22 protein-coding genes are annotated in these 25,200 nt (G+C 47.9%); 10 read left to right on the top strand and 12 right to left on the bottom strand.

Going from position 1 to position 25,200, the window contains the following annotated elements:
- Positions 1 to 47: 47 nt before the first annotated feature.
- From H6750_16740 to H6750_16720, 5 genes are all read right to left on the bottom strand, one after another.
- Positions 48 to 821 (bottom strand): hypothetical protein, encoded by a 774-nt coding sequence (locus H6750_16740; protein MCB9775955.1) that lies wholly within the window; start codon positions 819 to 821, stop codon positions 48 to 50.
- A 1,040-nt stretch (positions 822 to 1,861) separates the two neighbouring features.
- Entirely contained in the window at positions 1,862 to 2,413 is a 552-nt protein-coding gene (locus H6750_16735; GenBank protein MCB9775954.1) for a hypothetical protein, read from the bottom strand.
- 117 nt (positions 2,414 to 2,530) lie between these two features.
- A complete protein-coding gene (gene lpxC / locus H6750_16730) occupies positions 2,531 to 3,478 on the bottom strand; it encodes a UDP-3-O-[3-hydroxymyristoyl] N-acetylglucosamine deacetylase (GenBank protein MCB9775953.1) in 948 nt (315 codons plus the stop codon).
- 723 nt (positions 3,479 to 4,201) lie between these two features.
- Positions 4,202 to 5,347: a sigma-70 family RNA polymerase sigma factor gene (locus H6750_16725; protein MCB9775952.1), complete on the bottom strand. Its 1,146-nt coding sequence runs from the start codon at positions 5,345 to 5,347 to the stop codon at positions 4,202 to 4,204.
- Positions 5,348 to 5,749: 402 nt separating this feature from the next.
- Entirely contained in the window at positions 5,750 to 6,439 is a 690-nt protein-coding gene (locus H6750_16720; protein ID MCB9775951.1) for a TrkA family potassium uptake protein, read from the bottom strand.
- A 367-nt stretch (positions 6,440 to 6,806) separates the two neighbouring features.
- On the opposite strand from H6750_16720, the gene H6750_16715 reads away from it, so the two are divergent.
- Genes H6750_16715 through H6750_16705 form a run of 3 tightly spaced genes read left to right on the top strand, consistent with a single transcriptional unit; the run spans position 6,807 to position 8,990 of the window.
- Positions 6,807 to 7,706 carry a tRNA (adenine-N1)-methyltransferase gene (locus H6750_16715; GenBank protein MCB9775950.1) on the top strand — a complete coding sequence of 300 codons (900 nt, stop codon included), beginning with the start codon at positions 6,807 to 6,809 and terminating at the stop codon, positions 7,704 to 7,706.
- A gap of 34 nt (positions 7,707 to 7,740) precedes the next feature.
- A complete protein-coding gene (locus H6750_16710) occupies positions 7,741 to 8,115 on the top strand; it encodes a response regulator (GenBank protein MCB9775949.1) in 375 nt (124 codons plus the stop codon).
- Positions 8,115 to 8,990: an HD domain-containing protein gene (locus H6750_16705; GenBank protein ID MCB9775948.1), complete on the top strand. Its 876-nt coding sequence runs from the start codon at positions 8,115 to 8,117 to the stop codon at positions 8,988 to 8,990. Before H6750_16710 ends, H6750_16705 begins: the two co-directional genes overlap by 1 nt.
- Positions 8,991 to 9,015: 25 nt before the next feature.
- Here the strand turns inward: H6750_16705 and H6750_16700 are convergent, their stop codons facing one another.
- Positions 9,016 to 9,435, bottom strand: coding sequence for a rhodanese-like domain-containing protein (locus H6750_16700; protein MCB9775947.1), 420 nt, complete (start codon positions 9,433 to 9,435; stop codon positions 9,016 to 9,018).
- Between the two features lie 306 nt (positions 9,436 to 9,741).
- Complete coding sequence (pyrE, locus tag H6750_16695) at positions 9,742 to 10,317, bottom strand: orotate phosphoribosyltransferase (GenBank protein MCB9775946.1); 576 nt, start codon at positions 10,315 to 10,317, stop codon at positions 9,742 to 9,744.
- A 216-nt stretch (positions 10,318 to 10,533) separates the two neighbouring features.
- Between pyrE and H6750_16690 the strand changes: the two genes are divergently transcribed.
- The gene (locus H6750_16690) at positions 10,534 to 11,391 is read left to right on the top strand and encodes a hypothetical protein (protein MCB9775945.1); all 858 of its coding nucleotides are present in this window, start codon (positions 10,534 to 10,536) and stop codon (positions 11,389 to 11,391) included.
- A 117-nt stretch (positions 11,392 to 11,508) separates the two neighbouring features.
- Here H6750_16690 and H6750_16685 read toward each other — a convergent pair whose 3' ends face one another.
- Complete coding sequence (locus H6750_16685; protein ID MCB9775944.1) at positions 11,509 to 11,898, bottom strand: cell envelope biogenesis protein OmpA; 390 nt, start codon at positions 11,896 to 11,898, stop codon at positions 11,509 to 11,511.
- Positions 11,899 to 11,974: 76 nt separating this feature from the next.
- Complete coding sequence (locus tag H6750_16680; GenBank protein ID MCB9775943.1) at positions 11,975 to 12,796, bottom strand: SDR family oxidoreductase; 822 nt, start codon at positions 12,794 to 12,796, stop codon at positions 11,975 to 11,977.
- Between the two features lie 218 nt (positions 12,797 to 13,014).
- Here H6750_16680 and H6750_16675 point away from each other — a divergent pair, with 218 nt between their 5' ends.
- The 6 genes from H6750_16675 to H6750_16650 all read left to right on the top strand — a co-directional run bounded on the left by H6750_16675 (position 13,015) and on the right by H6750_16650 (position 22,115).
- Positions 13,015 to 13,908, top strand: coding sequence for a hypothetical protein (locus H6750_16675; GenBank protein ID MCB9775942.1), 894 nt, complete (start codon positions 13,015 to 13,017; stop codon positions 13,906 to 13,908).
- Between the two features lie 80 nt (positions 13,909 to 13,988).
- On the top strand, positions 13,989 to 16,265 hold the full coding sequence (locus H6750_16670) for a DUF2791 family P-loop domain-containing protein (protein ID MCB9775941.1): 2,277 nt from the start codon (positions 13,989 to 13,991) through the stop codon (positions 16,263 to 16,265).
- A 180-nt stretch (positions 16,266 to 16,445) separates the two neighbouring features.
- Positions 16,446 to 18,770: a DUF2791 family P-loop domain-containing protein gene (locus H6750_16665; protein MCB9775940.1), complete on the top strand. Its 2,325-nt coding sequence runs from the start codon at positions 16,446 to 16,448 to the stop codon at positions 18,768 to 18,770.
- 366 nt (positions 18,771 to 19,136) lie between these two features.
- On the top strand, positions 19,137 to 20,879 hold the full coding sequence (locus tag H6750_16660; protein ID MCB9775939.1) for a DUF3365 domain-containing protein: 1,743 nt from the start codon (positions 19,137 to 19,139) through the stop codon (positions 20,877 to 20,879).
- Between the two features lie 20 nt (positions 20,880 to 20,899).
- The gene (locus H6750_16655) at positions 20,900 to 21,346 is read left to right on the top strand and encodes a response regulator (GenBank protein ID MCB9775938.1); all 447 of its coding nucleotides are present in this window, start codon (positions 20,900 to 20,902) and stop codon (positions 21,344 to 21,346) included.
- Between the two features lie 376 nt (positions 21,347 to 21,722).
- A complete protein-coding gene (locus tag H6750_16650) occupies positions 21,723 to 22,115 on the top strand; it encodes a hypothetical protein (protein ID MCB9775937.1) in 393 nt (130 codons plus the stop codon).
- Positions 22,116 to 22,198: 83 nt separating this feature from the next.
- Here the strand turns inward: H6750_16650 and H6750_16645 are convergent, their stop codons facing one another.
- From H6750_16645 to H6750_16635, 3 genes are all read right to left on the bottom strand, one after another.
- A complete protein-coding gene (locus tag H6750_16645) occupies positions 22,199 to 22,762 on the bottom strand; it encodes a hypothetical protein (GenBank protein MCB9775936.1) in 564 nt (187 codons plus the stop codon).
- Between the two features lie 488 nt (positions 22,763 to 23,250).
- On the bottom strand, positions 23,251 to 24,234 hold the full coding sequence (locus tag H6750_16640; GenBank protein MCB9775935.1) for a hypothetical protein: 984 nt from the start codon (positions 24,232 to 24,234) through the stop codon (positions 23,251 to 23,253).
- Positions 24,235 to 24,260: 26 nt separating this feature from the next.
- Positions 24,261 to 25,070, bottom strand: a complete 810-nt coding sequence (locus H6750_16635) for a hypothetical protein (GenBank protein ID MCB9775934.1) — start codon at positions 25,068 to 25,070, stop codon at positions 24,261 to 24,263.
- Positions 25,071 to 25,200: the final 130 nt, after the last annotated feature.

The following is a 25,200-nucleotide window of genomic DNA, read 5'->3' as shown; positions in this document are numbered from 1 at the left end:
TAATTAAAACGAAAGAAGCGTTGTGGGGAGGCCAAGGTCTTAAAGTATCAGAGCACTTTTTTCTTTTGACTGAGGTACAGAATTTGGTTCACCCGAAAAGCCTGGTTGTAGTGGCCGGATTGGATATACTGAGAATGAAAACACCGTCCATCAAACATCATCAATCGGTTTGGACGCATCTCGATAAGTTTCAGTAATTCCCAATATTCATTTCCGTCGTTGATATACCTATTGTCTCGACAAGCGAAGAGTGGATTAAAAATCATGCTATTTTGAAAGTTTTCGTATCCTTCCGGGCTGTTGAAAAATTCGTCACTGAGTTCCAGTTGGTTCGCAAGTTGTCGGATTGTCCTGTCAGGTACCGGTGGTACGCGTTCGAGCCCTGTGGGTCGGTGGCGATATAAGCCGGTTCCACCCGTACAGGAATCTGCAGGATTCAAATAGACCATGGCGGTGATATCCTGATCAATGTGAGGTTGCCGTTGCCCAATATTTAGCGTGTAGTTGTCAGTTTTGATTCCTTGAAAGACGACTGGTTGGGGAGAAAAAAATGGGAAAAGAGGGCATCCCCAAAGGGCGCTTAGAGATTCCACAAGTTTCCAGTGCTCATAATTGAGTCGGGCGCGAACTCCAGGAAAATTCCCCACGATTTCGAATCGGTCGCTATAGGGGAGGCTCAACGCAACTTTCAGGATTTCATCAGGGTATTGATAGAAGTTATCTACAATCACGACCTGATGGTGGCCCTGTCCAACGCGCAGAATCGATACCGTTTGGTGGGGATTGAGGGCGAGAAGATCCGAGCGAATGTAGTTGGACATGGCGTCCCTATTGGTACTCGGCTAGGATGACATTAAAAAACCGGCCTATAGTGAACCTTGTTTCAGGAGGAGTCAAGAGCTTGAGATAGAATTTTGCCGGAGAGAGGATGGATTACCATACGAGGCCAGCAAACCCTGAAGAGGACTCAGGAGGCATGGGAGCTATATTTGGAAAAGTATGAAAACAGATTCGAATGACCTTTCCTCAGCCGATAGCAGGCCATATCCATGGCTCCTTATTTGTGCATAGCATTTTGAAGTCCGTTGAAATCATGGATTCCATGAAGAGTGAATGTCCCATTCTCGGTGAGAGAGATGAATTGGATTACCACGGCTAAGCCTGGAAGATAAGCTGCGAAGGACAGCGGTGAGGGGGCTGTCAGCGAGGAATTAGCTTAGTATTCTTCAGGGTTCCCTGTATGGGAGCAAGCCCGGACATAGGAAAATCCTCTTCTCCCTGGTGTGATTTCTATTCTTAATGGTTTCTTGTTTTCCTCAATTCATATCTCGAATTTGGTGCGGGATAAATATACTGATTGGATCTGTTTGGCCGAGCTGGAAGTGGTCGCCATGATGGCTCAATTATGTGGCGATGAGCAAGAAATTAAAGGCAAGTTGGCGGCATGGATACTTTTGGCGCAACTGGAGCCAAGCTGTATGGCATAAATTTGTGCTTGGAAAGATCACTGCCTGGTTTCATGAAGCAGGCAATTCCTGAAGATGCAGTGGTATTTGCAAGCGATAACAGACATTTTTGTCGTATGTGATGTAATGCTCTTTTTGACCGATTGTTCTTGATATAGGGATTAAGGAGAGCCAATTCTCGACTTGAAATCAATTATTTTTGTCCCTTTGTGGCGTGAAATAATATTTATGCGATTCCTTGATAAGGGGTTTGGGGCCAAAAGGTTGCTGACATGGTCATACGGAGCGGAGAGGTAAGCCGAAAGAACAGATTAGCTCTATGCTAGGGCTGCGAAGGGTTATCACGATTTCTGGTGGTTTATGGTTGGTGCCCACGCAAAAAATTCAGCTATTAATTAATAAGAATTCTCAGAAAGTGTGTCAAGAAACAAAGGAGCATAGATCCGACCCTCGACAGTTAAAGTTCCCCGCTCTCGAAAGCCATGATAGGTAAGGGTGATTTCGGTTTCCGGTCCGCGCCAGGTGTACTGTTGACTTAATCCCCGGATCATGGATCCATACGGGTTGTTTGTTTTTCCAAACTCATTTCTTAGGTACTGTAAGATGGCTTTGTGGATAGCTTCTCCCTGGTAATGAAAGAGGGCCCGAGCGTACTTTCCATCCAAGGTATAAAGTTTGACGGATTCCAACTCAATGGATCCAAGCTGTGGTGCCCCCCGTTTAATCGTATAGATATGCAATGAATCTATGGAATCGATTTCTTTTAAATCTGCGCGATCTTGGAGCGAATGGCCCCAGAGGCTACCGTAAAACCCTTTTGGATCATTTTCTATTGGTGTAGCGCTTAAGGCGGGCGTCCACGGGAAAAGGCAGACGCAAATAAAGAAAAATAATGTAAGGCAGTTTGTTCGATAGGGGGGGGCAAATAATTGAAGTCTGATGGTCATGCCAGACGCTACCACGCGTAGAGGGTGAAGACAATGGAGAAAAGAATTACTTATTGATGGGTGGAAAGCAAACGCAATGACAGATGAGGGCACAGGGTAGGGAAAGATAGAGAGGAGTCAGGATGCGTGAAAGGCAGGTTGGAGTTCAGGTAGATGAATCGTAGGATTGGAGGAGGATTGTCCGTTGAAGATTTCATCCTTTCCAGATTCTCCCGCATTTAACATGATCCACTTGTCAGGATTATGCATGATGGCTTGGACCAATTGAGTATGGAGCGCGTGCCCGGCGCATTTTGCGAAGAAATGACCAATAACGGGGATGCCTAATAATGACAGATCGCCAATAAGGTCCAGCACTTTATGTCGAACACACTCGTCCGGGAAGCGTAAGGCATCATCATTGACCAATCCCGAATCGGCAAAGACGACCGTATTGTGTAGTGAACCACCGAGCCCCAGTCCTCGCGACCATAAAAATTCGACTTCCTTTCGAAAGGCGAATGTACGGGCTCCAGCAATATTTTTACCATAATCCTGGGGCGTGCAAAAATGATGATATTCTTGTTGTTGTATAAGGGGATGCGGAAAATCAATGAAATAGGTAATTTGGGGGAGTGCCGAGGGATGAACGGTGATTGATCGGTGTCCATCTTCTACGGTAATTGGTTGAATAATTTTAAGGTATTTTCGCGGTTCTTCCTGGGTGAGAACGCCACTTTGGTAAACCATATCAACAAATGGAATGGCGCTGCCGTCTGCTGCAGGGATTTCACTGCCAAGCAATTCCACGTAGGCGTTATCGATTTCTAGACCAGCCAGCGCACTTAACACATGCTCAACTGTCTGTATGTCAAAATCACCAACTTGAAGTGTGGTGCAATGATCAGTTTGGCCTAAATAGGCAATGCTAGCTGGACATGACTGGATTTGATCAGCCACATGCTTTACGAAGACCACCCCGGAGTTAACCGGAGCTGGATGAATGGCAATTGAGGCCGGGTTCCCAGAATGGAGACCAATGCCAGATAAGAATGATGATGTTTCGAGTGTTTGTTGGTGACGCATAAAGTATCTGGGAATTTTTATAATTTACATTATGCAAAATTTATACTACGCGATGATTCATGGAAAGGCGGTGTTTGTCGTTGGAAAAAGGCATTTCTGTTTCTAGGTGTTGCAGAAACAAAACAAATGTATACTTTTTTCACTAAATGGATATTGATGATTGGTCACTGGGGGAGGACTGCCTGAGGTGATGGATGAGTTGTTTGCTTGGAAGTGGATCCTTGGGAGTTTGTTGAAAAATTTTGAAGGAAGCGCCGCGATTCAGGTGCATCAGCTAAAGTCATATGATGAGAATGAGCTAATTGTTGAATGATTCCTCGATGCTTTTTATGAAGGCCAGAGGCCAAGAAAATTTCCTGAAACATGGCCCATTTTTTTGACGCATCCTGTAACAGTCCCTGAGAGAATTCCTCAGGTCTTGTTCTGAGTGTATTGGAAAAATATTGAACCGCTTTTTCAATACTATGGTATGGAGGGGCCAGATTCAGATAAGTGTAGAATTCTTCAAGGTGGCCCCTGAATTCTTGTCGAAGTCTATAATGAATAGGGTCTGAAGGCAGCAAGTGCGCTGGTCTTTTTATTCATGGATGAAAAAGGAGCCCAATAACCCTATGTTAAGGCGTGAATTGTCTACTTGACAAGTCCTTGCTTGGAAAAGACAAGCTCACCTAGAAGAAATGGTTGAATTCAAGGGGGTGTTGAAGGAATAAACGCAGCAAATTTCTACTTAATGGAAGAAAGCATATCCTTCAAAGCAGGCTCCTTTAATTTTTGAAGGGCTTTGGCCTCAATTTGCCGGACACGTTCACGGGTAACCGACATACTTTGTCCGACTTCTTCAAGGGTCCATGGCTCGTCTTGGCCAATGCCAAAACGCAGGCGGATCACCATTTGTTCCCTTGGAGTCAGCGAATCCAAGATCCGTTCGACTTGTTGGTTCGTTTCTTGGCGTGAGACAGGTCCATCCGGCGTCAAAGTTCCCGTATCTGGAATGAAGTCTGTGAGAAAGGTTTCTCCATCCCCAACCGGGGTTTCTAACGATATAGGATCCTGAAAGGCCTGAATGGTGTCATGAACTTTTTCCACACTCAGTTTGAGCGCTTCTCCAATGTCATCCAACTGCACTGGGCGGGCATTTTGTTGTGTCAACCGTTTGGAGGCACGAGCAATCTTGTTGGAGATTTCATTTAAATGGACAGGGACACGAATGGTTCTAGACTGGTCGGCGAGTGATCGGGTAATCCCTTGTCGAATCCACCATGTGGCATAAGTGCTGAATTTAAACCCTTTGCGATATTGAAATCGTTCTGCCGCCTTCATAAGCCCAATATTTCCCTCTTGGACTAAGTCTAAAAAGGCCAATCCATGCCCCGTGTACCGTTTCGCTATGTCCACAACCAGGCGAAGATTTCGCTGAACGAGTTCGGATTTCGCTTTCTCTAGTTGAAATTTTGCTTTTTGAAGTTGTTGGCAGAGATCCTGAATGGATGAGGACATCGAGGGATACGTTTGGCCTAAATCCAACAGAACAGATTTTAATTTTTCAATGGAGGGAGTCGAAAAACCACTTAAGGCCAACGTTTCCTTGAGAAGAGCAATTGTTTTTTCTCTTTCTGGTCCCTTCTTTACTGGATGAGTGAGATGAAGACTCTGTTTAATGATGACCCTGATGGCTCTAGACGCTTGGTCTATCTCCTTGGCTAATTCGATCTCAGAATCTTTATTGAGAAGAGGTCGGGTGCCAAATGATCGGAAGTATAACGATTCGAGAGCTGGCCCGAATCCTCTTGGTAAATGTTTGGCCCCTTCAGATTTGATGGTAGCGAGTTCGGTTTCTGTTGGCTCATCCAAAACAGTTTGGTATTCCATGACAGTTTCCCTTGGGGGTTCAGGTTTCCGATTACCTATAGTTATAGTGCGACATCATTGTGAATCTTAAGTAATGTTACAAAAGCAAAAACCAAGCCAATGAATATGTTTCAACCCGTTAAGGCATTAATGGAAAGCAATTTAATCGCTTTTTTTTAACGCTGGATTTTCTCTATGATGGTTTGATATCAATCTCTCATTTCATTAAATGGATAACAATATGAAACATAAGGATAAAATTGCCATCCTTATAACTAACCCTACCTTGGGGATCCTATTTAAGAAATCGGTAGCCCATCGCATTCCCTGGATAGTGCGAAAGGGGAAAAACCAATAATTTATAGGGGAGAGCAGAAGAGGAAGTAAAAAGTGCAGAGGTAATTGACGGAACTGTTATATTTTTTACACGTTATTGCAAAAACGGTCTAAATCCTCTTCTCGGCCGATCATGACCAGGACATCACCTTTTTCAATAACGTCATCGGGTTTTGGGGTGAAATTAAATATTTCTTCTTTCATCATTCGCCCTTTGACCATTCTGGTTACTTGTTTTTTTATCCCGATCACATTCAAGTTATGCTTTCCGCGTAACTTAACATCCTCAAGACTCAATCCGGACAAGCTCTCTGAAACGGACACTTCTTCCACACTAAAGCCTGGGGCCAATTCTAAGTATTCAAGTACACTCGGTGAGACCAGCCTGTGTGCGAGACGGATGGCCGCATCTCGTTCAGGATAGATAACCTCATCGACTCCCAGGTTCATTAATATTTTTCCCTGGATTGGGGCCACGGCTTTCGCCACAATGGATTTTACCCCCATTTCCTTGAGTGTTTGAACAATAAGAATGCTGGCTTCAATGTTTTCACCGATACTGACGACAGCGACATCGACGTTTTGAGCGCTGACTGCTTTTAACGCGCGTTCATCAGTCGCATCGCATTGGACGGCAAAGGTCGCAATATCACTGATCGCCTGGATTTTTTCCTCATCCTTATCGATGGCAAGTACTTCGCATCCTTTGGTGACCAATCCTTGTGCCACGCTATAGCCGAAGCGCCCAAGTCCGATAACTGTAAAAAGGCGTTTCATGGTAGATTAGGCAACGACCACTGTTTTCATCATGTAACAACTCCTTCATTAAGAGGAGCCGAGAGTGCTGTGGTTACGAAAACTCTCCTGATTTGTTCCAGAGTCGGGATTCGGTTTTTTGTATGTTGAGAATATTCGCACAAGTGACATTTGAAAGTTTCAAAAATCTGGAAAATGGGAGAAATTGGTGGCGATAGGTATGAGGTGTGTAAAGACTGAAGTTAGCTAATCATACGTCTGAATGGGGAGGGTGTCAAGAATGATCCCATTGAAATGTCGTTTAATTGTCCCGTTGGTCCACTTAAGAAGGTTCCACTATTATGGTGGGTATCAAAGCGATGAAAAGCCTTGCTAGAATGTGCGACTTATGAAAACATTTCAGTCTGGAGAACGAGTTCATTTAATCGACAAGAAAGAACGGCCGTATGCCCTCACACTTAAAGCCGGAGAAATCTTTCAGCATAGTGGAGACCGGATTAGCCATGACGACATTATTGGAAAACCGGATGGAACAGCGGTCCAGTTTTCCAATGGAAAGTTAATGGTAGCCGTCCATCCAACGTTAGCTGAGTATACCTTGAAAATGCCTCGAGGAGCTCAGGTGATTTATCCTAAAGATTTAGCTGTCATTCCAATGTGGGCGGATATTTATCCAGGAGCCAGGGTCTTTGAGGCCGGGGTGGGGTCTGGGGCATTAACAATGGCTCTTTTGCGTGCGGTGGGGGATCGTGGGTGTGTGGTGAGCTATGAAATGCGAGAAGATTTTGCAGCTACGGCCACGAAAAACATCGAACGGTTCATGGGAAAGGTACCTAACCATTTTCTTCAGATTCGTAATGCATACGAAGGTATCGAGATTGGGGAAGGGGCGTCTTCCTGGCTGTTTGATCGAGTGGTGTTGGATCTTCCTGAACCCTGGCGAGTGGTTCCGCATGCGGCACGGGCATTGCGGTCCGGTGGGCTGTATTTGAGTTATGTCCCGACGGTACCACAGGTGATGCAAACGGTACAGGCTTTGGAGCAGAGCCGAGTTTTTACCATGGTTCAAAATTTTGAAACGTTGTTGCGGACGTGGAATATTAAAGGACGGAGTGTTCGACCCGATCACCGAATGGTTGCTCATTCCGGTTTTATTACCGTGGCCAGAAAAGTCGAAAATAATATTTGGAATTCTGAGCAATACCACGCTATCGAACCTGCGTCTCAAGAAGACGATCACGTCATCAAGGAGGATGAATATGTCGGTGATGGATTAGATATTCCCTGAGCCCATGGGGGCCAACCAGTAGGAAATGTTCACCATGGTGGGTCCCGTGAAAACGATCCTCATTGCCGATGATGAGGAAGATCTTAGGCTGCTGGTTCAGGTTACTCTCGAAGACCCCTCGTATCGGATTCTTACTGCTATCGACGGTTGCGGGGCGATGGATGCCGTTTGCACCAACATTCCCGATCTATTGATTCTTGATTGGATGATGCCGGGTCTAAGTGGGTATGAGGTGGTACGAAAGCTTCGCCTACATGCCGACACGGCGAGAATTCCAATTGTCATGTTAACCGCGAAAGATGGGCTTGATGCACGTAAGCAGATAGCTTCTCTTGATCTTGCGGGATATTTGGTGAAACCATTTAGCCCATTAGAGTTGATACAAAAAGTTCGGGAGATACTTGCCTAATGAGTAAGGAGAAGCCCAAGAGTGATGGGGTTACTCCTTTATCCTTAAGCACATATTCAGAGGCCGAAGCTTCCCAAGTATCTGCCACAGCGAAACTTCAGGCAGCCCGCTCGCAACTCATAGCTTATGCCAAAGATCTCAAGCAGATGTTGGAGCAGGAAGGTCAGAAAACTCAACTGCTTAAAAAAGCTCATGCCCAAATGCTTGCCTATGCCAGGGACCTTAAGGTCTCATTGGAAGCAGAGCAAAAGAAAAATAGTGAATTGGAACAGGCCTATGCCGACACTATTATTCGCTTAGCCCGTGCCTCACGCTATAAAGATGAAGAAACAGGAGCACATATTGAACGGTTAAGCCATTACTCGCAATCGCTTGCTTTGGCCATCGGCTGGGATCAGGCACGCGCTCGTTGTTTATTCGCCGTTGCACCGATGCATGATGTGGGGAAAATCGGGGTGCCAGATGCCGTCCTTGGAAAGCATGGCCCGTTGACGGAAGAAGAATGGCAATCGATTAGGCAGCATCCTCTTTTGGGAGCGAGTTTATTGGATGGCTCGACGTCTCCCTTGCTACAGATGGCCAAGGAAGTCGCGCTGACTCACCATGAACGTTGGGACGGAAGTGGATATCCTCGAGGGCTGAAGGGAACAGAGATTCCCATCACGGGACGAATTGTGATGCTCTGCGACCTTTACGATGCCTTACGAAGCCGGAGGCCTTACAAGTCAGCGTTTACCCATGAGAAGACATGCGACATAATTTTAAACGGAAACGACAGAACAAAGCCGACACATTTTGATCCACACCTTTTGGAAGTTTTTCGGGAGATGCATCAGGACTTTAACGGCATCTATTCCACTGTGGCCGAAATCTAACATTCGTTGCCGTAGCTGTTCTCCATTACTTGGGGTGTTCGATAGGATACCCCGCTTCGGTCCAGGCATTCATGCTTCCTTCCACATTATAGACATGCTGATACCCTAATCCCATTAAGGTTTCAGCAGCAATATTGCTGCGATGTCCAGATTGGCAGTACACCACGATGTGCTGATCCAGTTTCGCCTTGAGCTCTTGATGGCGTCCTTGCATTTCCCGAAAATCAATATTGAAATCCGTTCCGGGAATGAAGCCACTCATGTGTTCGTCTGGGCTCCGAACGTCGACGAGCACAAAACCTTTCTGTTTGGACTGGGAAGCCTTTTCAAGTCCTGCTTTGAGTTGCTGAACCGTTAAAAGGTAGGGCTCAGCAGTAACGATGGAGGGGAGCCAACATCCTAGAAAAAGAAGAACGATGGACAAAGAGAAAGAAAAACGATTCATGGTTATCCTCCGTAGTAATGGGAATGGCTTTCTTGTTTGAGGAAGTCAGGGTAGACGGCGTTGTCCTCTCTGGAAAGGAAAATGACCAGACAATCGTTGAGCAATTGTTTTAAAATTGTATGGCTGGTCAGAAGAGACGGTCAAGTAAGGCATCTAAATGAGGGGCGTACCGCCGAGGTTGTGAAGTTGCAGTGGTCATCATCGATCAATAAGGACGGGATGATATTTGACGAATAGGATGCCCACCCTTTGGGGCCGTAAGAACCCACTAAGGTTTTAAACCTTGGTCGGGAATATTTCGAGGACTTAATGGGCGGAGGGAGGTGTTTGTCTTAAATCTTCCAGAGTGAGTAGAGGGAGTAATTGAATGCCCATGTGGGCCAGATTGCTTTTTCCTTCATCTTCAGATCGATCCACAACCACTAACCCATGCGTCACAGTTAAGCCCTGGGCGCGAGTTGCTTCAGCGGCCTTTATCAATGATCCGCCTGTAGTTAACACGTCGTCGACCACTAAAGCTGTTTCGCCGGAATGAATCGTGCCTTCAATTAATTTGCCTAATCCATGATCCTTAGGTTGTTTACGCACAACGAACGTTCGCCACTCCCGCTGGGGATCGGCCCTATAGCCATAATCTGAAATACAGGTGGCCAGGGGAATTGCTCCGATTTCCAGCCCGCCAATGAGTGTGAATTCTAAGGATTTCAGCAGGTGATAGGCTAATTGAGCCACAAGGTGACGTGAGTGTGGATGAGCCAATACAATACGACAGTCAACATAATAAGGGCTGTTTTTCCCTGAGGCGAGCCGAAAGCCTTCTTGCTGGTTCCATTTGAAGGCTTCCAGCTGATGGAAAGCCTGAATAAGGGCATTTTTTGGCATAGGAAGTTTAGGAGAGTGTTACGGTTGAGTCATAAGCGATTTCCTTCTACCATTACGACTTCGAGATCTGCAACAGGACGCGGAAAAATTATGGTGTTAAAAATGAGACTGTTTGTGTGGAATCGGTATGCACCGGTGTCGTGGAAATCTTGCCTCTCCTGTAGGGGTGGAGAAGTCCAAGGCCTAAAGGAAACTCAGGGTGAAGGAGCGTATTGAATGTTTAAAGTAAAAAAACGTCCATTGAAAAAAGAGAAGCCCCCGGTTCTCTATAATATTCTGGAGAACTATACGGATTATGATCCCCCTGGAAATGTAATGGTGTGCGCAATGACGGAACAGGAAAATTTGGAGATGCATGCACGAGTCCTGTCTGAAAGTTATGATATTCCTCTTGAAGCTATAACAGGCCTGCTTCAAGGCGGAGGGATCTATCTCTATCCGCATGAGGGTGTCCTTGTCACAAAAGGCGCATTCGTCTGTCGTGTTGATCCTCTTGGCAAAGATCCAAAACACACGTGGGTCATGGATCTTGAGCAATATGCGGCAGCCGAGCGCATGCGTCAGAGTTATGGTGTGACGTTGGAAGAAGGCATGGAGCGGGTTTTTTACCGAGGCCTTCCTCAGGAATTACAGGATCGGTTGCGGCAAAAAAACTTAGGGATCGATTTGACAAAAGTTGACTCAGGGAACTCGTGTAGTGGAGACATTCAATATATTGATTTCCGAAAAGATTGGTCTCCCCATTTTAAGCGAAAATGTGTCATGCCTGATGGACGATTGATTGAGACCAGTGGGCTCCATGATTTTGCGGAACTGCATGGGATCAGGGTAGATGAGGCCCGTACCTTGTTTGATCACGGGGGCACTCTTGCGCTGAAAGATGGTGGAGGCCTTGCGTGTCAGATCATCAATGGTCAGCCATCCGTGGCTCGCTTTAATTCACGACAATTCAGTAAAGCTAAGGCTCTCGCCAAGGAAAAAGATCTTCATATATTGGACGCGTTAAGTGAGGTGGCTTATCAAGATCCAGTTTTAATGCGAGCCCTCCGTCGTGCAGAAAGCTCCTCATTTTAAGCATTCCTTAATTCGCCTGTGAGCCAAGTTTCGATACTGGATTTTCTCAAGGTGAGAATTACCACAAACAGCGTCTCGAGGTGTTCTCACCCCATTTTCTCCCTGTTTTTTTCTGATCTATTCCCAACCAATCGATTGGTACCCTCGTTCCGCAAGGCACCGGTTAACGAAGGCCTTGTGGGCAGGTGTTGGTTGCGAGGCCTGGAATAAGCCACGAATAAAGCCAATGGTCGCACCTGTTGCCGCACCGATGGCGGCTCCAATACCCGCTCCTCCTCGAATGGCCCCACTGACTGCACCGATGGCACCCCCTGCTCCCCCTCCAACGGCAGTATTCCCGGCCACCGTTGCGGCATCGTGTTCCGGTACATAATCCTCTGCAAGCTGTTGGCATTCTTCAATGTCCTCTTCAGCCCGATCGGGACCAACGTGTTGAAGATAGTCGTTGGGATAGAGGATTGGGCGAGGGCCAGAGCACCCAAATGTGAGGATGCAGACACAAGAGATGCTGAGAGGGACAAGATATGAATGGAAATAGGAATGGGACATGCTGTGCTCCTTTAGTATGGAAGGCCGTGTGTGTTCAACGAGAGGGGGAATTTGGTCGAACAAATCGGCTGGAAAGACGCGTGAGCCACCTTTTAGGAAAAAATGAAGTTATCCATTGGGTTGCCAGTCCCTGCCACCCAATAGTCACGAAGGATTGCCGTGATCTTAGGGCCCTTAATGATTTTTGTACGACGTCGCGGGAAGCGTGAGGAGAAGAAATATGGCGTGGGCGGTGCCCTGCCGTTCTATGGAAATCGGTTTCTGTATAGCCTGGACAGCATACCTGGATGGTCACCTCCTTTTCTCTGGCCTCCATCGCCACCGCCTCGGAGAAGGATATGATAAAGGCTTTGGTGGCGGCGTATTCCGCCATATAGGGAATAGGTAAAAATCCTGCCACCGACGCCACATTGATAATGACGCCCTCCCCTCGATTCATCATATCAGGTAGGAATAGTCTCGTGCTTTCTGTGGTCGCATGGATATGGACCTGTAACATGTCCTGGATCGTGGAAAGTGGCATGTCTGTAAATAGCCCATACTGCCCAAAGCCGGCATTATTGACAAGCAACGACACATGCGGCCGACATGATTGAGCTAATTGGTAAAGAGTTGCAGCCGCGTTAGGCTTGGCCAAATCCAGCGTTTCTGTCCAGACTTGAACAGAGGTGGTCTGTTGAATCTCCTTGGATAACTCTTTCAGACGTTTTTGGTCCCTGGCGACCAACAGAAGGTGATAGCCTCGAGCTGCTAAGGCTCTGGCATATTCGGCCCCAATCCCTCGGGAAGCTCCGGTAATAACAGCGAATGGCTCAATATTTTTCATGAATGGAGTCTGAAGAAATCGTTCAACCATAAAAGGCTCTCTTCCTACAGGTCAACTGCGGGCTGACCAAGAAGCGCTGAGCACTAACAAGACCTTGTGGTTTTTTACTGAATCTTGATCATGAAATATGCCCGAAAATATTAAGAATTATTCGGGATGTGCCGAATGAAACAGGTATGCGCCGATCAATCGGTTTTTGAACGCCGATTACCTGAATTCACCACAAACCAGAGGACTCGATAACCGACATGAGTGCCGAAGGAATTGATAATAGGTTAGAAGCCTGCGGGTCGAGTTCGGCAACTGGTGTGCTTGAGTTGCCGGATGCCTCCCCACCTTCAAAGGCTGTCGCGAAGAATATCAATTTGGAGCAGGCCTTGGCTGATATTGAAGAGCAAGCCGGGGGATTAGTAAAAACCACAAAGCAAGTGATGGCGTCATTTAAAAAAATTAAAGATGCAGCGAAAGTGGGTGATTTGGTCAATCTGCGAAAATTACTGGAGGAAGGCAAGGAGGTGACGCTGAGTCTGGGGTGTGACTTTGTGAAAACCCAGGAACGTCTCAATTTTGATGAAGCTGGATACTTGGAGGGCAAAGCGTTTCGCCAGGAGCTACTCACCACTGCCCAGCAGATGGGTGTCAATCTCTATGAGCACGATGGCTATTTATTTTCCTATCCAGTCTTATTACGCATTCTGCATAAAGAACGTGCGGTCGCCATTGATCGAATGCGGGAAAACCGGCTTCGTCCTTCGGTCTTGGTCAAACGATTAAAGGAAGTTCAAAATAAACCTCTTCGATTTAAGCCGCAAACATTTTTGGAGATGGTCTTTACGGCCTATTCCATTGTGGTGGCGGGTCGAGGAAAGCACCTCATTGGCAAAGGAACGGTGATTCCACTCTTGGAACTCTATCAACTCTTGACCCTCCTTCCGTGGCAGGCCAATGAATATACCAGACAAGAATTTGGCCGGGATGTCTATTTATTAGATAAAAGTGGAACCATTTCCACCAAAAACAATCATCGGGCAAACTTTCATGCTAGTACCGGCGTGCGGGATGCTAATAAAACGTTAACCGTGATTGCGCAAGGTGGACGCGAAAAAACCTATTATGGAATTTCCTTTGTCCAGACGGGATAAAGGGGTCAGGACCGTATTTAAGTTTCCCTAGGGTGAACCGAGAAGACGAATGAGATTAACAGGATATTGAGGGAAAATTTATGTCTCCACAGGAATGGTTGAATGTTCTCAAATCTGCCTATCTTCAGGAGTTTATTCGTCGTGGAGGATCGGCCGTCAAATTTGCCGTTGTGGAGGAGGCTCAGGATGTCAAAACGGTGTGCATAGGGGTGGGGGCGCTGTCACGGGAGGAGGGCTTTGTCACAATTCACGCGGACTCTCATTGTACGAAGGTTCAACTGATTGATCTCTTGTACAAGGAAATGGCCAGACAAATTGATTGGGACGCCTTGGCGTTCGAGTATGTCAAAAAACTCTTTAGAGAGCATCAATGGAAAATCCCTGAAAGGCGGGAGGAATGTTGCTGGTCTTCTCTGGCCTCTCTCAACTGTTGCGATGAAGCCGCGATGCACCGAGAAGTGAACGCATGGTTGGAAGGGAGCCTGTTCCAGGATTTTCACATGAGTCGGGAATTTCGACTGGCCATGATCCAGTTGTGTGTGGCTCAGTTGGAATTGCCTGAAAGTCCCTCTCAAGAGTCGGCAGCAATCAAGGCCTGGCTTCGGGGTGAGCTGAAGCAAATGGCTATCCTCAAAAAAATATTGATTTTTGAAAAGGTTACCCGCAGTAATGCGCGTGACCTCATCATCTCCTTAGCCCATTGGACTCGCCTGTTGGGGAAACCCGGTATGGTCCTGACCATCGATATTTCAGCCTTTACAGGCGGCAAAGAAGCCGGTGCGACCTCGCTAAAGTATTCCCCCTCTGCCGTTATGGATGCTTATGAGATGCTGAGACAATTCATTGATGGCAGCGATGAAATCGAAGGGCTATTGGTCGTGGTCGTTGCCTCCCAAGCCTTTCTCTCGGATCAACGGTTGGGTCTGAATCGGTATGAGGCCCTCAAGCTTCGCATTTGGGATGATGTCCGGGATAAAACCCGTCAAAATCCCTTTGCGCCGATGGTCAGGCTGACCGATCAGACTACAGTCTTTGCCGAGAGCAGTCTTCTGGCCAAAGTGGGAAGCCGAAAAGAAGATGTGCAGCATCAGCGGGTTATTGAATCCTTGAGGGCAGGTGTCCCCAGCCCAGGAGTGGTCCAAGCGCTGGGATGTCCACAGCCGATGGTCAAATCCAAATTTCAACAGATGTTGCAGGACGCTCAGGCCAGCATTCATAAGGGTTGGACCACAAAAGGGATGTTGATTGAAGGAGGCTTTGGTACGGGGAAATCACATTTGCTGGAATCCTTAAGACGTATGGCATTGGAATCCAGATTTGTATGTAGCAAGGTCGTAATAAGTAAGGAAACGCCTTTGTATAGCCCCGCAATGATGTTTCGATCTGCCATTGAAGCTGCTGATATCCCTGAAAAACGAGGAGATGTTTTAACCGAGGTGGCAGCGGATTTAAATTTTAAGAGTCCTCAATACGCGAATTTTTATGAATGGGTGCATCGTCAGGGCGGAGAAATTGATGGGCGCTTTGCGGCCTCAGTGTTTCTATACGAACGCATGGTCAATGACCCGGAGTTAAGTCACCGGATCATTCGATTTTGGGCAGGGGATCCGTTGACCGATGCTGAAATCAAGCGATTACTCAAATCCTGTGATGCGAGTGTTTCCTATCGATTTGAACGAATCTCACCCATGGAAATGGCGTTGCAACGATTTAAATTCGTTTCACGACTAATGATTGCGGCGGGATATGCTGGTTGGATTTTACTGATCGACGAGGCGGAAATTATTGGCAGGTATTCCTTCAAACAACGAGCCCAGTCCTATGCGGAATTAGCCAGGTGGTTGGGCCGACTGGAAGCCTCCAGTTTTGCCGATCTCGGCTATAAATCCGGACTGGCGGCGGTGATGGCGCTCACGGATGATTTTCAAAGCGCAATTCTGGATGAAAAGGGTGATCGGGAAAAAGTCCCAGAAAAGCTGCGAGAATCAGGATCGGAAACCGATTTGGTGCTGTCCCGCCAAGCAGAACAGGGAATGCGGCTCATTGAATGCGAACGCATACCCTTGGTCGGTCCCTATGACCAGCTTGTAGAAGAAATCTACCATAAAATTCGTGCCATTCATGGCGCGGCGTATGGGTGGGAACCACCTCAGGTCCCAACGATTGAGCGATTATCCAGCACCCGGATGCGTGAATATGTCAAAGGCTGGATTACCGAATGGGATTTGACGCGTCTCGATCCAACACAAAAAGTTGACATTGAATTAATGGAAATTCGACAAGATTATTCGGAAGACTCTGAATTAGAAGGGGATCTGGAAGGCCGGCTTCATCCGGCACTCTCCGAGTCGAACTAGTTTGGGTCCAGACCAAAATGGCTGTCATCAAAAAATTTTGGCAAAATAACCACCAGATTCGAATCAATCTTTCAAAGACGGGGCAACACGCTTTTTTAACATAGGTCTCTGTCTTTTCGTCAGTCTGTAAAACCTTTCTGTGTATGCATGTGACTTTCTAACCTGTGAAGGATACGAGCAATGGAGTTACGACCTCAAGAATGGTTTCATACGCTTCGGCAAGAATACCTTCAACGATTTATTGGGCAAGGAGGGTCATCGGTCAAGTTTGTGGTGACAGATTCTGACTCGGATAGAGTCGACATCCAAGACCAATTGGCTACCTTAGCCCAGCAGGAAGGGTATGCGTGCATCTCAGTTGATGCTAAAGACACCAAAATTCATATGATGGATAAGTTGTTCCATCAGATTGCTCGTCTCATCCCATGGGATGAGCTGGCCTCACAATTTGTTCGTCGACTTCTTCAAGAAAATGGATACCAGATCCCGGACAACCAGGAAGAGTTTTGCATGACGGGAGTTGCCCGGATGAATGAACGGGCGGAACCGTTACTGCGTCGAGATTTAAATAGTTGGTTAGAGCGGGCCATCTATCGCGATTCGCAGATGTGCCAGGAATTTCGTATGGCCATGATCCGATTGTGTTTGGGGCAATTGGACTCTGGCTCAGAAGTTCCCTTTATGACCGAACCGGTCAAGTCATGGCTGAAGGGGGAAATTCGTCAGATTTCCGCTCTTAAAGAAGCCCTTATTTTTCAGAAAATTAATCGGACTAATGCCCGGTATATGTTTGTGTCGTTATGCCGTTGGCTACGGTTAGTTGGGAAAACAGGGTTATTCGTGTCCCTGAACTTGAGTCGATGTTTGCTCAGTAGGAAACCGGATTCTCCGGAAGGCTTGTATTATGGCGTTTCAACGACGTTAGATGCCTACGAAATGCTTCGCCAGTTTATTGATGGGACAGATGAATTGGAAAGTTTCTTATTAGTGGTCCAGGTGCCGCAAGAATTTTTGACAGATGACCGGAGGGGACTCAACCGGTATGAGGCGTTAAAATTACGCATTTGGGACGAAGTCCGTGACCGCCAATACCAAAACCCATTAGGGGCATTGATTCGCCTGGGATCTCAAGAGGCCGGGGAGGCCCACGATACCGGAAAGAAGGAATACACTGATCGGCCGGCGATGGCCAATGGTGATGTTGGGCATCAACGCGCCATGGAGGCTTTGCGATCCGGAGTGCCGAATCGTGATGTCGTGCAGGTACTGGGAAGTCACCAACCGGATCTGGAAGGAAAATTCAGACGGCTGCTTCAACAGATGGAGGCCAACGTTCCGAATGACACGCCGACCAAGGGCATCGTCATTGAAGGAGGGTTTGGGAGTGGAAAATCCCATCTTCTTCATGCGTTGCAACAGGTAGCGCTGGAGAAGAATTTTGTCTGCAGTCCCATTGTAATCAGTAAGGAAACACCCTTGTACAATGGCGTGCCCCTCTTTCGTGCAGCCATCAATAATGCCATTGTTCCAGGTAAACATGGTGATGCTCTCACCGAAATAGCCGGTGAACTGAATTTCCAAAGCCCGCACTTTGCCGATTTATTTGATTGGGTGCATCGCAAGGACCAAGTGTGCGATTCCCGGTTTGCAGCCAGCCTGTATCTCTATGAGCGGATGATTAATGATCCTGAGCTGAGTCATCGCATGATCCGCTATTGGGCGGGAGATCCGTTGAGTAATAGTCAACTTAATAAATATCTCCAGGGGTGTCCGCCGGAAAACCCTTATGTGTTCACTAAAATTTCCAGTCAGGATTTGGCCTCACAACGGTTTCGATTTGTCTCACGATTGATGGTCGCGGCTGGCTATAAAGGGTGGATCTTGCTTATCGATGAGGCGGAAATCATCGGGCGATATTCCTTTAAACAACGGACCAAGTCCTATAGGGAGGTGGCACGGTGGATGGGGGTGTTGGCCGAGGATGCCTGCCCGGCGATTGGGGCCATTGTGGCTCTGACCGATGATTTCCAAAGCGTGATCTTGGAAGAAAAACAGGATTCCCAGAAAATCGAGCAGATGTGCCAGGAGGAATCAACGGATGAAGCTCATATGCAAGCACTACAGGCAATCCAGGGTATCCGGCTCATTGAACAGGAAGGTGAGCCATTAGTTCGTCCCTATGAATCAATGGTCGATGCGCTATATGAGCGGCTTAGGGCGCTTCATGGATCGGCCTATAGTTGGACACCGCCACCCGTTTCAGCTGTAGAGAAATTATCCAGTACCCGGATGCGCGAGTATGTTCGTGGATGGATTACGGAATGGGACTTGCGACGATTGTATCCGGAAGCGCAATTAGACATTGAAATTCTGGATGTGCGGCAAACGTATGACGAGGATCAGGAATTGGAACCCACGATGGCGGATGACATTGACACTGAAAAGGTACCAGAGTCGGAAGAAAACTTGATGGCTGTCGCCTTACAAAATCAAGCTCCTGTGTGAGTGTACAACCCAGCCTGGAGGAATAGTCCGTATTGAGCAAAGCCCACCCTCCTGCCGAGGAATACACGCCTTCATGGTAGTCTCTGCTGTGCTCCCCCTCCTTTCCTTCTTGAGGGCCCGCAAATTTATTTGACCGGATGGGTACCCATCATCTTCTGAATAGTGGGAGCACATTGGGAGTCGGATTCAGGCGTACGCCCATCCAGAACGATCACAAGCCAAAGTCTTCCGGGCCATGGGGATGAGGTGCCCTCTTATGGAAGGAATGCTCAATTTTGCCGGTAAGGATCCGATAGCGTAAGTCAGAGGACCGCCATCGAAGAGAGAAGTGATTGGAAAAGCCCCCATTGAGGATAGGAAGGACCATTGTCGGTATCTGAGTTGACGTCTCGTAAAGAATCGCCGTTGTCGACCTTGGGACTATGGGACTCCTGTGTGAACAGGGTCCTGGGCGCCATGGAGCTCCTACATCGGCATACGATTTTGGTATTAACCCTGCTTTTTGGGCTCTGTCTCATCGTAATTTATTTGCATATTTCCCAATTGAAAACCCAAATGGTGACGGCCATGGCCTTTCGGGGATCCGAAATTTATACCAGAGCGCTGAATGAGATGCGGATATGGTACACCGTCGAAGTTGTTCAACGCCTCCACAACCAGGGCATCGATGCCTCGATAGAGTATCGGGACCATCAAGGCGAAATTCCTCTCCCTGCGGCTCTCAGTCGGGACCTGGGTAATCGATTGGTCGCTGGGCGAAAAGGGGAACGACTGGAGTTACTGAGTCCCTATCCGTTTTACCCCGGTAAGAAACCAGGAGGACTCCTTGATGGCTTCCAGGAAGAGGCGTGGAAATTTTTCACGCAACATTCTGATACGAATGAGCCATTTTATCGGTTTGAGCAAGTCGATGGGCGTGAGTCTCTCCGTTTCGTGAAGGCCGATCGAATGCAGAAGGAATGTGTGGAGTGTCATAACAGACATCCGGATAGTCCCAAGCGTGATTGGCAGATCGGAGAAGTGGGCGGCTTGCTGGAGGTCGTGTATCCCGTGGATTCGTTGGAGACGATCATGGGTATGAGTTGGCAAGGGACTTATGGGTTGATGGGGATGTTAGTCGTCATTTGGATGGGAGGATTCGGATTAGTGGTGTTAAAGCTTGGGCGGGTGGCAAGTGAATTGGAAGAGCAGGTTCGCGATCGAACCGGCGCCCTCCAAAGTGCCAACAAACATCTGGAATTGGAAATTCATGATCGACTCTTGGCTGAAGATACTCTTCGGAAGGCGAAAGATAATCTGGAAAAGCGAGTCCAGGAGCGAACGGCGAAGTTGGCTGCATCAAATGCCGAACTCATTCGGGAGGTGGCGGAGCGGAAGCGGGCAGAGGAGGATATACGCAAGCTCAATTCCCAGTTGGTCCAGCGCTCCGCGCAACTTGAGGCGAGTAATAAAGAACTTGAGGCGTTTAGTTATTCGGTCTCCCATGATTTACGCGCGCCGCTGCGGGGGATCGATGGGTTTAGCCAGGCTGTGTTGGAAGATTATGATGAAAAACTTGATGAGTCAGGGCGAAATTATTTGCGGAGGGTGCGGACGGCCAGTCAACGAATGTCCAAGCTTATCGATGCCATGCTCAATCTGGCCAGGTTGACACGGGCTGAAATCCATACCCAGAGCTTTGATATGAGTGCTGTCGTCCGGGCTGTTCTTGAAGACTTTCAAAAAATGGACCCTGACCGGCAGATAGAATGTATTGTGGCTGATAATGTATTCGCCACCGCCGACCCGCAATTGCTTCGGGCCGTTTTAGAAAATTTAATCGGCAACGCGTGGAAGTTTACCCAGCAACAACCCCATCCCCGTATCGAGTTCGGTTATGGACAATACAAAGGGCAGGCAGCCTACTTTGTCTCCGACAACGGGGCAGGTTTTGATATGACCTATGTGCATAAACTCTTCGGCGCGTTTCAACGGCTTCATGCCTATACAGAATTTCCGGGTGTGGGCGTGGGGTTGGCGACGGTGCATCGAATTATTCAACGGCATGGCGGTCAAATTTGGGCAGAAGGAGTGGTGGGCAAAGGCGCGACCTTTCATTTTACGTTGTAAGACAACCGGAGGAGGAGAAGATGATGACCAACAAAGCAATCCTGTTAGTGGAAGATCATCCTGATGATGAAGAGTTGACGATGCGGGCGCTCAAGAAGAACAATATAAAAAATGAAGTCGTGGTGGCGCGGGATGGCGTGGAAGCGTTGGAATATTTATTTGGAACCGGAGCGCATGCCGGTCGTGATTTAACCCAGATGCCTCAAATTATCCTGCTGGATCTCAAGCTTCCCAAGATTGATGGGCTGGAAGTGCTTCGACGGTTACGGGCTGATGAACGGACGAAGTTTCTTCCGGTGGTTGTGCTCACGTCGTCGAAGGAAGAGCAGGACATCGTGAAAAGTTATCAACTTGGAGCCAATAGTTATGTTCGCAAGCCAGTGGACTTTCAAGAATTTTCTCAAGCGGTTCAAAACCTGGGGCTCTATTGGCTGATTTTAAATGAAGCGGCACCGGAAAGAGTGTGATCCGGTCAGGTAAAAAGGATTTCCCACCTCAGTGGGGGCGAGTGTTTGTCCTGGATGAATCCGTGGGATGTTTTGGCCTTTGCCGGCCTCGTTCATTGACCGACCTCCTCATGGGTGTTGAATATTTCTGCTCTCATTCCCTTTGTCAAAGGTTGCAACAGGTGTCAAAATTCCGGTGACTTCAAACAGGAAAAATATGCCCGTCCACTGCATAACCTGCCTATCTTCCTGAGCCTCGTCTTCTGGTTCTTAAGTCTCTTATCTTTTGTTTCCATACGGTTTTCTCCTCTCAGGCTTTCAAGTGTGATACCAGGCATATCCCTTGCTCAGTGTAAGAGTTACTGATCGACCGACCATTCTTATCAAGGAGGGGGCCATGAGACGAATGCTGAGATGGGATATTCCCGAATCCGTCACGTCACATGAACATGCGTGGAATCCAAAACGAAAATATATGGCTGAAAGTATTGGTCTGGTGACTCAGCGGGCATCAAAGAGCAGTGCTGCTGGTGCGACCTGTTGTGCCAAATGTGGGAGTGAGGTGAAGGTCTTTGTTTCTCCCAGACGAAATCCCCATTCCAGTAAATTAGGAAGGGCTGTCTCGTTGAAGGATCATGATCTGTGCCGGCGCTGTTGGCGGAAGTTGATGCATGGGCAACGGAAGGCGGGAGTGGTGACCCTGCCCACTTCATTCTTTGTGCAAGAGGCAAATCTCCGGCCTCGCCTGTTGATAGCCAAAATGGCTTCGGTACCCAAACAAGCGTCCTAACCCTCGCCATAAAGGGAGGGTGAGCTAAGGGAGTAAATGGCTCAACCATCAAGGCTAGGTCAAATATGGCCTATCAGTGAAAATTATTTGGAGGAAGTGGTCGCGCCTTGTCTCTGTTGAATAAATGCTTTCGCAAGGGCAGGATTTTGATACACGACCTTTAACTCCAGGTTTCCGAACGGGCGGCGCACGACCTTCAGTACCACCTGCCCATCTTCAAACCCTGAATTCAGCTCATTGATTTGTCCGGCAAGAAACGATTGCTTGGTCGCTTCAGTGAGATCCTGCGTGAGGGGATAACTCGCTCCAAGAATCATTTGTAACTGCTGGTACCATTCATCTCTATATAGCCCCATATCGATGGTAATCTTTGCCAGTTTTCCGGTTGGTTCAGTCGTATCTGAGACCTCGTCGGGCAAATAGGTCAGTTCAATATATCGATTTTTATCGGTAAGTTCATAGAGACATTCCTTTGAGTTGCTGCAGGCTGGTAAGGCGGATACTTCTTGCTCCGTCATGCCAAATTTTAATTCCCGGAAGCCATCAATTCCGGGCTCTGCCAATCCCAGCCCACCCGATAGGACAATTGAAGCCCAGGTGAGGAGAGCAAAGGTTCGTCTGCTTAGGATGCCGGAAAATAATTTCATAACATGAGGTTCCTTACTCGTAAAGCTAGAGAAATGAAGCAAAAAGAACTATCCAGTTGATGCCGGTTGTTCTGCATGAGTGGGTCACCATAGCAAACCTTTCCTGAAAAAGGCGATGCTGCACGGAAGGAAAACTAACAATTCCAATCGTACCAGGATTTTGGGCACTCAAATAGAAAATAGTTGAGGAGGCTGTGAAATCCCTATGGTCATGTGGCGGGGATCGAATTCATTTGGAGCGTTGGGGCCTTCTTGGATAGGTTCTCTCAAATGACGGTGGAGGGAATGCCCCTTGTCTAGGGTTTGATACTTCTCATGCCCTTCCTCCATGCGATATTCCGAATGCTCATATCGGATCAGCGTATGGGGGCTGAGCAAGTATTGGTCATGATCTCCTTAGAAATCTATTATCGGTAAAGCCTTAGGCGAAGGGAATTACGCTTTTTCATTGCCGGCAGAGTTTTTACTGAAGACTGTCTCAAGTTGTGTTATGGAGTTGCCTGATGGACCTGAAGAAGTGGCCCCATCCAGTAACGCATTGGTCGGTCCCCTTCCGCTGCCTTATGAGGAAGATGGGCTACATACCAAAAGACCACATTGGTCTCTTGAACGCTTTCATCACTTTTAAATTCCAAATCTCCACGTGCGCCGAATGGCCAGCCGGCATCTTCATCCCGGTAAAATTTTCGAATCGAGACATCGCGATCTGAAAACTTATTCGATTCCCCATCAAAGGGACCTGGAATAACCCAGACACCCTGCCCGGTTGGGTAATCGCGCACAAACCAGACGCGATCCTGGCTGTTGGTATCAGGCTTCTTGTCATCCTCCTCCACCAAATATTTTTCCCACCCCGGTCCCCAACCCTTGTCTTTCACAGAATTCCGGTCCAGGACAAAGACCTGATCCTGATCGGATCCACCAATATCGAAGTCCAGTCGCCAGTAGGCATGGTGTTCATGGTCGGTATTACAGGAGAGATTCCAGCTCTGAACGCTTGGATACAGGCGACCGTCTTCGCTCAAATACCAGGCCTGATACAGATGGTATTGACCGATTTTGGCATACACACCTAATTCCAACCACTTGACGCCTTGGATGGTATGCTCGACCTGACAGAGCTTTTTCCCATCGCAGTTAGGGTTTTTTTTGAGGCGCGGAGGGCTGATCCGGTCCTCGAATGGTCCGCATCGGCCACTGGATCGCCCCAGGCCAAACCAACTGAAGGGATGCCAGGCCGGCCACTCTCGAACATACTTGACCCGGATCACCGGCAGATCGGCTTTACCTAAAATTTGGTTGCCTTGATAGGACACATTGCGTAGCCCGAGGCCAGCCGCATCTTTCATCTCCAGGTATAAGTCCCACGGGCCCCAGGTAAACGGTTTGGATTCCCAATCGGCCAAGGCGGGGCTGACTAGCAGAGCACTGATCAATGCGACACTGGCGAGAAAATATCGAAATGATGCCATGCGACGCACTCCTTGTTTGGCTATAGTCATTGGGGTCCTGCCTCCTTGCCTGCCTCTAAGACGGTCTGAGAAGTGAGGTCAACTCGGGCAAAGTAGAGGGCCAAGCTCTCCGGCGTTTCAGAAAATGTGACCCAAAACACCCGGTCCCCGAACCCCGCTTCATCGCTCACCCAGAAATACCGGTATTCTTCAGGGGAAGTCAGAATGGCATGTCCGTGCAGATGTTGAACTTCCTGGGCAATTCGTTGATCTACTCTGGCCAGCTCAATGGCCGTGGCGATTTCTTCTTCAGCTTCTTCGGGCTGGTAACCTTTACGCGGATCGCGCTGGACAGAAGACATTCGGTCATTTTCCATGCAGACGTGCACGGCCACATTGTGGGTGTAACTGTAATAGGTTAGCCGATATGCGGAGACATCGGAAGCCGATCCCCGTTCTGTCGTTCGAGAGTTGCCCGCGGCGTCTTGCTGCAGCGTGACCGAGCATTGGTCGGCAGGGACTTCCTCGGAATTAATAAAGGTAAAACGCTCGCCCAATTCGGTCTTCACGGCCGGATCGCGTTCTGCTATGGCACGTAAGGCAGGCTGGTTGGATTCGACAATGATAATCTCCGGTCCCGGCCCGGATAAGGTCGTGGGGGACATGGCATCGACAGGGCGTCGTGGACCGCCTTCCGGTGGTAATTCCAATGGTAATTCAATCAGTGGAGGCGGATGGAAAGGCAGGGGTTTTTTGGGGATCTTGGTGAGTTCCACGCTGGAGCATCCCAGAAAAAAGCTCCCCAGGACCCAACCCGCCGTCACCAGGATATGAGGAGAAGCGAATTTTGATAGCATGAGGCCGGCTCCTTAGGTCGAAAATAAAAAAGCCTATAGAAGAAATCATTCTTCAAGCTTACCTTAAAAATTCTCCATAAGAATAGCAAGAGAGTCAGGACGTTCCCCCTTAAATGTTGAAAGGGAAAAG

The sequence above is a fragment of the Nitrospiraceae bacterium genome, assembly GCA_020632595.1.
GTDB lineage: Bacteria > Nitrospirota > Nitrospiria > Nitrospirales > UBA8639 > Nitrospira_E.
This window is presented reverse-complemented; position numbering and strand designations above follow the sequence as displayed.